The following is a 10,841-nucleotide window of genomic DNA, read 5'->3' on the forward strand; positions in this document are numbered from 1 at the left end:
ACACGATGCCCGGGTTCACGCCGATCTCCATGTACCCGCGGATGTGGGAGCACACCGGGATCACCTACAGCGAACTGCTCACCACACTGATCGATACGGCGCTGGCGCGCGGTACCGGACTGCGCTGACGTTCCCGCTGCGGCGGGTGCGGCCCGGGTGGCGGCGGATCCCGCCCGTCCGGTGGGCACTATGCCCGGCGCCGCCGCGTCTCAGTTCGGAAGTTCTCCCGGATCGATCGGACGTGCCGGCAGGTGCGCGGTGATGGTGTCCGATACCGCTTGCAGCGGTGTGGGGCCGGATCCGTCGGGGACGGTGAGCGCGATATAGGTTTCGCGGTCCACGGCGAACCAGGTGGCGGTGGCCGCGGCATCGTCGCGGATCTCGAACCACTGCACCCCGTTGACGATCTGCAGTGGGGACGCCCGGTTGAATTCCAGCGGGCGGTCCAGCCCGCAGCGCAGCACGATGGGTTCGCCGCCGTCGGGGCGCTGCCAGGCCGTAGTGGCCGGGGGTGCCGGGTCGACCAGGGTCGCGCGGCTGAAATCACCCATGTCGGCGGGTAGCGCGGGCATCAGCGCGGCGCAGGCGGGACCGTCGGCCGCGGGCGCCGGGACCGGGCCCAGCGCCACCGGTTCGGGTTCGGCGGGTGCGCGCAGAACCAGGAACGCGGCCACCACCACACCCACCACGAGCGCCACCGGAAGCGCCACCGCGGTGGCGATCAAGGCGGGGGGATAGGGCGTGCGCCCGGAGTCACCGGTCCCGGCGTCGCCCGGGCCGCCGGATTCGCCGGGGTCCGCGGCCGCGCCGGGATTCTCCGGGGGATCGGCCACGTCCGCGGTCTCCGGTTCGCCGGTGGCTTCGGGGTCCGGCAGGTTGCCCGGTACCGATTCATCGGTTTCCGGGGAATCGGCGTCCCGGTCCGGCGATGTCCCCGGCATCCTCGGCGATCCTTTCGTCCGACGGTCGGCGCGGCATCCGGCCGCCGCGCCTGGTCACCGGGCACAGGGTACCGTCGGTGCCGGGCGGGCCGGCGTACGGCCGGGCGGCGGCGGGGTGCCGCCGCGACCGCGAGCGAGGAAGGGCCGGCACGATCAGTACAGGACCGACGGTCGCGGAGATGGGCGAATTCGCCCTGATCTCCCGGATCAACCGGGGCCGGGTGCAGGGCCCGGCGGTCCGGCTGGGCCCGGGTGACGACGCCGCCGTGCTGACGGCCGGACGCGGTCACTACGCGGTGAGCACCGATATGTTGATCGAGGACCGGCATTTCCGGTTGGACTGGTCGGACCCCGAGGACATCGGCCGTAAGGCGATCGCACAGAACGCCGCCGATATCTACGCCATGGGCGCGGCACCGACCGGCTATGTCATCGGAGTGGGAATCCCGGCCGACGCCCCGGCCGAGGCGGTGCTGCGGCTGGCGGACGGATGCTGGGACGAGGCCGTCCGGGCCGGTGGTTCGGTCGCCGGCGGGGATATCGTGCGCAGTCCGCACTGGGTGATCTCGGTGACCGCCTTCGGCGACCCCCTGGGGTGCGAATACATCACCCGGTCCGGCGCGCGGCCCGGCGGTACCGTCGCGATCGCGGGCAGCCCCGGCTGGTCGGCGGCGGGATATGCCGTGCTGATGACACCGGATATCACCGCGAGCGCGGAGACCGAACGGGCGCTGGCGGCGCATCGCGCGCCGCGTCCGCCCTACGGATCGGTGCGCGACGCGATCCGTGATGGTCGCCCGCCGGTCGCCCTCACCGATATCTCCGACGGACTGCTGGCCGATCTGGGACATATCGCCGACGCCTCGGGCGTCGCGGTCGATATCTCCTTCGACGCGCTGGCCGACCCCGCACTGCACCGCTGCGCCGAGGCGGTGGAAGGCGATGTGCGGCAATGGATCCTGACCGGCGGTGAGGATCATGTGTTCGCCGGGGTCTGGCCGCCGGGGTCGGCGCTCCCGTCCGGCTGGACCGCCATCGGGCGTATCGATGCCGGTCATGGGGTTACCGTCGACGGCGCCCGGTACGAGGGCTCCCGGGGGTGGGAGGCGTTCGCGGGGACGGACTCGGCGAAATCGGACCGGTCACGATAGGTTGTGCGGTCATGGGCACGAAACCACTCGCGGACATCATCGATCCGGGCTGGGCGAAAGCGCTGGAGCCGGTGGCCGATCGCATCGCGGCGATGGGCGAATTCCTGCGCTCCGAGAACGCCGAGGGTCGCGGGTATCTACCCGCCGGAGAGAATGTGCTGCGCGCCTTCCGGCATCCGTTCGAGGATGTCCGGGTGCTGATCGTGGGCCAGGACCCGTATCCGACTCCCGGACATCCGATGGGGTTGAGCTTCTCGGTGGCGCCGGATGTTTCGCCGGTACCGCGCAGCCTGGCCAATATCTTCGCCGAATACAGCAAGGACCTCGGCCATCCCACGCCCACCTGCGGCGATCTGAGCCCGTGGTCGGATCAGGGCGTCCTGATGCTGAACCGGGTACTGACCGTTTCGCCCGGCAAACCCGCCTCGCATCGCGGAAAGGGCTGGGAGCAGGTCACCGAACAGGCGATCCGGGCGCTCGTGGCGCGGGACGAGCCGCTGGTGGCCGTGCTGTGGGGCCGGGACGCGGCCTCGCTGAAACCGGTGCTGGCCGAGGCCGAGGTGCCCTGTATCGAATCCGCGCATCCGTCACCGCTGTCGGCGTCGCGAGGATTCTTCGGTTCCCGTCCGTTCTCCCGGGTCAACGAACTCCTGGACGAACTCGGCGGCGAGCCCGTGGACTGGCGCCTGCCCTGACCGGGCGTCGAAAGAGAAACAAGTGAGGAGCACACCATGAAACTGCGCGGCATCACCGCCTCGCTCGCATTGGGCGCGGCCCTGTCGGGCGGGGCCGCGGCCACGGCCGGAGCGGCCCCGCTGCGGCTGGAGCCGGCCCCGGTCACCGCGCCGGTCGCCGAGGACTTCACCTCGAACGGATCGTCCACGATCTCGGCGTCGGTGAACGCCAAGGGCGCGTGCCTGTTCCAGCGGACCCTCAGCGCCATGGACCTGGACTGCTGATTTGTCCGTTCATACGGCGTAACGTCCGCATATTTGCGATGCTGAAAATCGTGAGTAATGCGAACAATCTGCTCGATCCCGTCCGGCTGCGATTGCGCGGCTCGGGCGGGATCGAGCTCGTTGCGGACCAGTACGGCCCTCCCGACGGCGCTCCCGTGCTGTTCCTGCACGGCGGTGGCCAGACCCGGCACTCCTGGAAACAGACCGGTGCGCAGCTCGGCGCCGCCGGAATCCGGGCGGTCGCGCTCGACGCCCGCGGTCACGGCGACAGCCAGTGGGCGCCGGATCGCGATTACCGCTACGAGGCCATGGTCGGCGATGTGCACGCGATCCTCGAACAACTCGGCGGCGGGCCCGCGGTGGTGGTGGGCGCCAGTATGGGCGGTATCACCGGCCTGCTCGCGACCCACGCGCCGGGCGGGCAGGCCATCTCCGCCCTGGTCCTGGTCGATATCGTGACCCGCCCCGAACCCGAGGGCGTGAACCGGGTCCTCACCTTCCTCAGCAAGAATCCCGACGGTTTCGCGACCCTGGACGAGGCCGCCGACGCGGTGGCCGAATACCTCCCGCACCGGCCGCGCCCCAAATCCAACTCCGGACTGCTGCGTAATCTGCGCGAACGCGACGGGCGCTGGTACTGGCACTGGGATCCGGGCATCCTCGGCGACAAATCCGCCGATCCCGATCGGATGGCCCGCACCCTGGACGGCGCCGCGCGGGCGCTGACCATTCCGGTGCTGCTGGTGCGCGGACTGCAGTCGGATGTGGTCAGCGCCGAGGGCGCGGCCGAATTCCAGGCCCTGGTACCGCATGCCGAGATCGTCGAGATCGGCAATGCCGCCCATACCGCCGCCGGTGACGACAACGACGCCTTCACCGAGGCGGTGGCGAAATTCGTGCTGACCTCGCGGTGAGGCGGATTCAGGCCAGACCGGAGTAATCCGGGGCCCGTTTGGCGAGGAAGGCGTCCACGCCTTCCCGCCCGGTGGGCCCGCCCGCCGCGGCGCCCATCGCATCGCGTTCGGCGTCGAGTTGTTCGCTCAGGGTCGCGGTCGCCGATTTGCTCAGCAGGGTGCGGATGGAGGCGTAACTGGCGCGAGGGCCCCGGGCCAGGGTGCGGGCCAGCTCCCGGGCCGTACCGAGCACCGATTCGTCGTCGTCGGCGATCCGGGCCAGGATGCCGAGACGCTGCGCCTCGGCGGCGTCGAGTACCGCGTCGGTGAGCAGGATCTCCCGCGCCTTGGCCGCACCCACCAGCCGCGGCAGGGTCCAGGACATACCGCCGTCGGGGCTCAGCCCGACGCCGGGGTAGGCGGGGCGCATGCGGGTGCGCGGGCCGCCGATCGCGATATCGGCCGCGCAGACCAGGCTCATCCCGGCGCCCGCGGCCCAGCCGTGCACCGCCGCGACCACCGGGACCGGTGCGGCGTCCAGCGCGCGGACGAGAACGTGCAGTGTATCGGCCAGGTTGTACAGATGCGCGCCACGATCTTCGGCGGCCGCGAAATCTCGGACGTCCCCGCCGGCGCAGAAATTCGGGCCCGCACCGGTCAGCAGTACCGCGCCCACCTCCGGTTTCAGCGCCTCGAGCGCGGCAGTGCCCGCCGCGACACCCGCGAAATCGAGTGAGGTGCCCTTCGCTGCGGTGGACAGGGTGATCTCCAGGACCCCGTCTTCGATCCGGACGTATTCTGCTTCGGTGCTCATGGCCCCGACATTACTGCCGGGCGCACCATCCTGATCTCGGTTGCGGCGCCGAAACGTTCGGACCGCTCGGTGCCGTCGGGGGCGAATCCGTACTTCGCGTAGAACGCGCGGGCCCGGGGATTGCGGTCGAAAACCCACAGTGAACAGGACAGTCCGGGTTCCAGCACCGCACCGAGCAGGGCGTGCGCGAGTCCGGTCCCGTACCAGCGGGCCCGCACGTACATGGCGGCGAGCTCGCGTTCGGCGACCGCGGGATGCTCCTGCGGCGGGCCGTAGCGGGTGAATCCGACGACTTCCGCGCCGACCCGCGCGATCAGGATCGACCCGTCGCGTCGCGTACTGCGCGCCCAGCTCGCGGCGCCGCGGTCCACATCGAAGGCGTCGAGCAGATGATCGGGGACCAGTCCGCGATAGGCCTCACGCCAGCAGGCGATATTGCAGGCCGCCAGGGCACGGGCGTGTACCGGGGTCGCCGGGAGGATGGTCCAGGGCGGTTCGGCGCCGGTGCCCCTCTGCGGACCGGTCACGACCCGATCCGGGGCGTACGCGGACACGACTTCGCCCCGGCCGCGGTGGAGCGGCCGGGGCGAATCGTATTCGAAGGTCTACGGGGCCCGCCGTGCCGGCGGACGGTCCGGCAGCGGTCAGCCGCGGACGACTTTGCCCGCCTTCAGGCACGAGGTGCACACATTCATCCGGCGAGTGTTACCCGGGGCGACCTGTGCGCGCACGGTCTGGATATTCGGGTTCCAGCGACGGTTGGTGCGCCGGTGCGAATGCGAGACCGACTTACCGAAGCCGGGGCCCTTGGCGCAGACGTCGCAGACGGCAGCCATAGTCGCGAACTCCTTCATGTCATGGTGGGGATCTGCCACCGGTACAGCGGTCGATCCGAGAACAATGTCGTCATGCCTGCCGAACACCGGGCTCGGCGAGCGCAGACCGTGCAACGGTCGCGCCAGGCAACCCCGCAAGGGTAGCCCGACCCGTATTCATACTCCAAACCGGGGTCGCCGTGCCGCGACGCCGCGGCGAGCAGCACGGATCCGGGAGTGGCGGGTCGCCGGGCGAATCCCGCTAACCTGGCCACCGGGAGATCCCGTTGGTGAGGAACGAGGTGGCGGTGGCCGGAACCCGGCAGGTGAACGATGGTACGGACGGCGTCTCCGACGGTACCGCGCCCGGTGCCACCGGGCTCGACGGCGCCGGCCTGCTGCGCTGGGGCCGGGCCTGTGTCTCCGGTCTCGCGGCGCGGCGCGCGGAGATCGACACGCTCAATGTCTTCCCGGTGCCCGATTCCGATACCGGGACCAACCTGCTGTCGACCCTGCGCGCCGCCGTCGCGGAGGCGGAGGGGGCGGCCGGTGGTCCCGGTGCTCCGATAGCGGCGGACCGGGCGGCCGCGGCGCTGGCCCGGGGCGCGGTCGCGGGCGCGCGGGGCAACTCCGGGATCATCATCGCCCAGGTGCTGCGCGGTTTCGCCGAGGCCACGAGCGGTCCGGTCCTGACCGCCGCCGGATACCGGGCGGGCCTGCTGCGCGCCGCGGCGCTGGTCCGCGAGAGCCTCAGCCGCCCGGTCGAGGGGACGATCCTCACCGTGCTCGACCGGGCCGGGGCCGCCGCGGCGGGGTGTCCGGGGGCCGATCTCGCCGCGGCGGCGCGGGCCGGGGCCGAGGGCGCCGGGCGGGCCCTGGACGAGACCCGCGACCAGCTCGACGTCCTGCGCGCCGCGGGGGTGGTGGACGCCGGGGCCCGGGGCCTGCTGGTGCTGCTGGACGAACTGGTGGCGGTACTCACCGGCGCGGCGCCGATACGCCGCGAATATGCCGTGGCGGAGGAGCCGGACGCCGCGCGGAGTGCCGCGCGGGAGCCCCGGTACGAGGTGATGTACCGGATCGCCGCGGCCGGGGCCGCACCGGCGGCCGAACTGCGGGTACGGCTGGACCGGCTGGGTGATTCGGTGGTCGTCGCGGCCGACGGTGCGGGCGGCTGGTCGGTCCATGTGCACTGCGCCGACGCCGGGGCGGCGGTGGAGGCCGGACTGGAGATGGGCCGGCCGGCGGATATCCGCATCGAGTTCCTCGCCGAGAATCCACCGGTGCGATCCGGTGCGCCGCACGATCCGCAGACCGCCCGGGGCCGGACCTCGACACCCTGCGGCGGGGACCCCCGATCCGGCGTCCGCGCCGGTGCCGACCGGCCGCGGCGGACCGCCGGGCGCTCGGCCGAACCGGCCGACCGGGGAGTGCTCGCGCTCGCCGCCGGGACCGGTGCCACCGCGTTGTTCGAGGCGGCGGGCGCGGTGGTACTCGGCGCCGAACCCGCGCTGGGGTCGCCCGCGCTGCTCGCGGCGATCCGCGGGCTGCCCCATCGCGAGGTGCTCGTTCTGCCCAACGGCGCACTGCCCGCGCAGGAATTGGTCGCGGTGGGCGCCGCGGCCCGGGACGCGCACCGCGATGTGCTGCTGTTGCCCAGCGCCAGCATGGTGCAGGGGCTGGCCGCGCTGGCGGTCCACGACCGGTCCCGGATCGCCGTCGACGATGCCTTCGCGATGTCGGAGGCAGCCGCCGCGACACGCTGGGGAGCGTTGCGGCGGGCGCGGGGCCGCGCCCTGACCATGGTCGGGACCTGTGGGCCCGGCGACGGACTCGGCCTGGTCGGGCACGATGTGGTCGTGATCGACGCGGATACCCGGACCGCCGGCGAGACCCTGCTGGACCGCATGCTCGGGCTCGGCGGCGAACTGGTGACCCTGCTGGTCGGCGCGGAGGCGCCCGCTGGTCTCGCCGACGGTCTCGCGCACCATATCGGGGCCGAGTTCCCGGGCGTGGAGGTCACGGTGTATTCCGGTGGGCAGCGCGGGGACCTGATACAGATCGGGGTGGAATGAGTATCCGGCGGACCCGGAGGCCCACGGTGACAGGAGTTTCGCGATGGCGACACTGAGCGACCGGCTCGACCACGTCCTGGGCGCGAAAGCGGCCGGATCGCTGGACGATGCCTTCGATATGCGGACCGTGGAGGATTTGCTGCGCCACTATCCGCTGCGCTACGCCACCCAGGGACAGCCGCTCACCGAGGAGGCGCCGGAGGACGGGGCGCATATCACCGTGATCGGCCGGATCACCAAGGCCGAATTGCGCCCGATGCGGCAGCGGCGGGGTTCGCTGCTGAAGGTGGTGCTCGACACCGGCGCGGGCCGGGGAGTGGACGTCACGTTCTTCAACGGCGACAAGGTCAAGTACGCGGTCCGCCAGGGCGCCCGGGCGATGATGTCGGGCACGGTGACCTACTGGCGGCCCGGGCAATGGAATCTCAGCCATCCCGGCTATCTGATCCTGCCCGAAGCAGGGGACGACGAACCGGCGCTGACCACCGTGCGCGGCGGCGGCGACCTGCGCGGGATCGCCCAGAGCGCCAAGGGCTCCGACGGCGTGGACATGTCGTTCTTCGAACGCGAGTACCTGCCGGTCTACCCGGCCACCGCGAAGGTACAGAGCTGGGAGATCCTGGCCTGTGTCCGCCAGGTACTCGATCAGCTGGACCCGCTCGCGGACCCGCTGCCGGAGGACCTACGGGCCGAGCGGGCACTGATGCCGGTCGGGGAGGCGCTGCGGCTCATCCATCTGCCCGAGCACAAGAACGATATCGAGCGGGCGCGGGAGCGGTTGCGGTTCGACGAGGCGCTGGCCCTGCAACTGGTGCTCGCCGAACGCCGCCACGAGGTGTCGGCGCGGATCGCACCGGCCTGCCCGCCGCGTGCCGACGGTATCGCCGCCGCGTTCGAGCAGCGGCTGCCGTTCGAGCTCACCGCCGGACAACGGCAGGTCATCGAGGAGATCTCCGTCGACCTGTCCCGCGAACAGCCCATGCACCGGCTGCTGCAAGGCGAGGTGGGTTCCGGTAAGACCATCGTCGCGCTGCACGCCATGCTGCAGGTCGTCGATACCGGACGGCAGTGCGCACTGCTGGCGCCCACCGAGGTCTTGGCCGCCCAGCACTATCGTTCGCTGCGCGCGATGCTCGGTGAGCTGGGACAGGGCGGGGAGCTCGGCGCCGCGGAGAACGCGACCCGGATCACCCTGGTCACCGGCTCCATGCCGGTGGCCGCCAAACGGGAGGCGTTGCTCGCCGCGGTGACCGGGGAGGCCGGGATCGTCATCGGTACGCACGCCCTGATCCAGGACGCGGTCGAATTCTTCGATCTCGGCATGGTGGTGGTCGACGAACAACACCGGTTCGGCGTGGAACAGCGCGACGCGCTGCGTGCCAAGGCGAAAGCGGGCAACTCCCCGCATCTGCTGGTGATGACCGCCACCCCGATCCCGCGCACCATCGCCATGACCACCCTCGGTGATCTGGAGACCTCCACCCTCACCGAACTGCCCCGCGGCCGGTCCCCGATCAGCTCGAAAGTGGTGCCGCGCCGGGTCCATCCCAACTGGGTGGACCGCGCCTGGGAGCGGATCACCGAGGAAGTGGGCCAGGGGCGGCAGGCCTATGTCGTCTGTTCGCGCATCGGCGACGACGAGGAGGGCGGCACCCGCGGCGGGAAAACGAAGGGCAAGAGCACCGGCAAGGAGCCGCCGAACACCCAGGCCGTGCTCGACGTCTTCGACCGGCTGCGTACCGGCCCCCTGGCGGCGCTGCGCGTCGGACTGCTGCACGGACGGCTGCCGTCCGATGAGAAAGACCAGGTGATGCGCGATTTCAACGCCGGGGAGATCGATGTGCTGGTCTGCACGACCGTAGTCGAGGTCGGCGTGGACGTACCGAACGCGACGGTGATGGTCATCGTGGACGCGGACCGTTTCGGGGTGAGCCAGCTGCATCAGCTGCGCGGCCGTATCGGGCGTGGGAAACATCCCGGGCTGTGCCTGCTGGTCACCGATGCCGCGCCCGGCGGCCCGGCGATGACGCGGCTGGAAGCGGTGGCCCGCACCACCGACGGATTCGAGTTGTCCGTACTCGATCTGCGCCAGCGGCGCGAGGGTGATGTGCTGGGTTCGGCGCAGTCGGGTACGGCGCGTTCACTGCGGTTGCTCTCACTGCTCGACGATCTGGAGGTGATCTCGACCGCGCAGGAACTCGCCCGCGCGGTGGTCGCCGAGGATCCCGGACTCACCCGGCATCCAGGGCTCGCGGCGATGATGCACGCGGCGGTGGATTCCGAGCGGCTGGAGTATCTGGCCAAATCCTGACCCGGCCGGAGTCGTGGATCGCCGGAAAATGTAGCGGCACAGGGGAACCGGTGTGTCGTGACCGGCGTCAAACCTGGCACAGGTAACGCGGAGGGGAAGGGGTCGGTCAGATGGAATCGGAGCAGGGGTGCCGGGCGGTGCGACGCTCGTCGACGGCCTCGCAGCCACGGGTCAGACCGGTGTTGCGGATGACGCGACGCTGCCCGGAATGCGCGGCCGAACACGCGAGACGCCGGGAATCGGAAGCAGGAGAGGGCTGAACCGGCCCGGGCCCGTCAGGGCCCGGGCCGGTTGTCATGTGACGGTCAGCGCACGGCCCGCGCGGCGGCGACCATATTGCGCAGCGAGGCCTCCACCTCGGCCGGTCCGCGGGTCTTCAGGCCGCAATCGGGGTTCACCCAGAGCCGGTCGGCGGGGACCGCTTTCAGCGCGGCACGCAGTGAGGCGGTGATCTCCTCGGTACCGGGCACGCGCGGCGAGTGGATATCGTAGACACCCGGGCCGACGCCCGCGTCGAATCCGGCCGCGTTGAGATCGTCGAGCACCTCCATATGCGAACGGGCCGCCTCGATCGAGGTCACATCGGCATCCAGCCCGGCGATCGCGTCGATCACCTCACCGAATTCCGAGTAGCACAGGTGGGTGTGGATCTGGATCGAGTCCGCGACACCGGCGGTCGAGAGCCGGAACGCGTCTACCGACCAGTCCAGGTACGCCTGCTGATCGGCCTTGCGCAGCGGGAGCAGTTCGCGCAATGCGGGCTCGTCCACCTGGATGATCCGGATACCGGCGTTCTGCAGGTCCACGGTCTCGTCCCGGATCGCCAGGGCGACCTGTTTCGCCGAATCTCCCAGCGGCTGGTCGTCGCGGACGAACGACCAG

The 10,841-nt window shown here is 71.2% G+C and carries 10 protein-coding genes and 2 pseudogenes; 7 read left to right on the forward strand and 5 right to left on the reverse strand.

Annotated features, from left to right (window positions below; all coding sequences use genetic code 11):
* Positions 1-128: pseudogene (locus tag ACWDU1_RS22160) on the forward strand (D-alanine--D-alanine ligase A); the annotation flags it as partial.
* An 81-nt stretch (positions 129-209) separates the two neighbouring features.
* Here ACWDU1_RS22160 and ACWDU1_RS22165 read toward each other — a convergent pair.
* On the reverse strand, positions 210-941 hold the full coding sequence (locus ACWDU1_RS22165) for a DUF3515 family protein (RefSeq protein ID WP_450001126.1): 732 nt from the start codon (positions 939-941) through the stop codon (positions 210-212).
* 152 nt (positions 942-1,093) lie between these two features.
* Between ACWDU1_RS22165 and ACWDU1_RS22170 the strand changes: the two genes are divergently transcribed.
* The 4 genes from ACWDU1_RS22170 to ACWDU1_RS22185 are packed head-to-tail and all read left to right on the forward strand — an operon-like array spanning position 1,094 to position 3,965.
* The gene (locus ACWDU1_RS22170) at positions 1,094-2,092 is read left to right on the forward strand and encodes a thiamine-phosphate kinase (protein ID WP_450001138.1); all 999 of its coding nucleotides are present in this window, start codon (positions 1,094-1,096) and stop codon (positions 2,090-2,092) included.
* A gap of 11 nt (positions 2,093-2,103) precedes the next feature.
* Positions 2,104-2,787, forward strand: coding sequence for a uracil-DNA glycosylase (locus ACWDU1_RS22175; protein ID WP_450001127.1), 684 nt, complete (start codon positions 2,104-2,106; stop codon positions 2,785-2,787).
* Between the two features lie 36 nt (positions 2,788-2,823).
* Entirely contained in the window at positions 2,824-3,051 is a 228-nt protein-coding gene (locus tag ACWDU1_RS22180) for a hypothetical protein (RefSeq protein WP_450001128.1), read from the forward strand.
* A gap of 50 nt (positions 3,052-3,101) precedes the next feature.
* Complete coding sequence (locus tag ACWDU1_RS22185) at positions 3,102-3,965, forward strand: alpha/beta fold hydrolase (RefSeq protein ID WP_450001130.1); 864 nt, start codon at positions 3,102-3,104, stop codon at positions 3,963-3,965.
* Between the two features lie 7 nt (positions 3,966-3,972).
* Here the strand turns inward: ACWDU1_RS22185 and ACWDU1_RS22190 are convergent, their stop codons facing one another.
* The 3 genes from ACWDU1_RS22190 to rpmB all read right to left on the reverse strand — a co-directional run bounded on the left by ACWDU1_RS22190 (position 3,973) and on the right by rpmB (position 5,594).
* Positions 3,973-4,758, reverse strand: a complete 786-nt coding sequence (locus ACWDU1_RS22190; protein ID WP_450001131.1) for an enoyl-CoA hydratase/isomerase family protein — start codon at positions 4,756-4,758, stop codon at positions 3,973-3,975.
* Positions 4,755-5,285, reverse strand: coding sequence for an N-acetyltransferase family protein (locus tag ACWDU1_RS22195; protein WP_450001133.1), 531 nt, complete (start codon positions 5,283-5,285; stop codon positions 4,755-4,757). Before ACWDU1_RS22195 ends, ACWDU1_RS22190 begins: the two co-directional genes overlap by 4 nt.
* A 117-nt stretch (positions 5,286-5,402) precedes the next feature.
* On the reverse strand, positions 5,403-5,594 hold the full coding sequence (gene rpmB, locus ACWDU1_RS22200; RefSeq protein ID WP_011210730.1) for a 50S ribosomal protein L28: 192 nt from the start codon (positions 5,592-5,594) through the stop codon (positions 5,403-5,405).
* A gap of 305 nt (positions 5,595-5,899) precedes the next feature.
* Here rpmB and ACWDU1_RS22205 point away from each other — a divergent pair, with 305 nt between their 5' ends.
* Complete coding sequence (locus tag ACWDU1_RS22205; protein WP_450001135.1) at positions 5,900-7,648, forward strand: DAK2 domain-containing protein; 1,749 nt, start codon at positions 5,900-5,902, stop codon at positions 7,646-7,648.
* A 43-nt stretch (positions 7,649-7,691) separates the two neighbouring features.
* Positions 7,692-9,959, forward strand: a complete 2,268-nt coding sequence (gene recG / locus ACWDU1_RS22210) for an ATP-dependent DNA helicase RecG (RefSeq protein WP_450001136.1) — start codon at positions 7,692-7,694, stop codon at positions 9,957-9,959.
* Between the two features lie 305 nt (positions 9,960-10,264).
* On the opposite strand, the pseudogene ACWDU1_RS22215 reads toward recG, so the two are convergent.
* A pseudogene (locus ACWDU1_RS22215) lies at positions 10,265-10,841 on the reverse strand (5-methyltetrahydropteroyltriglutamate--homocysteine S-methyltransferase); the annotation flags it as partial.

The sequence above is a fragment of the Nocardia sp. NPDC003345 genome (assembly GCF_053589395.1).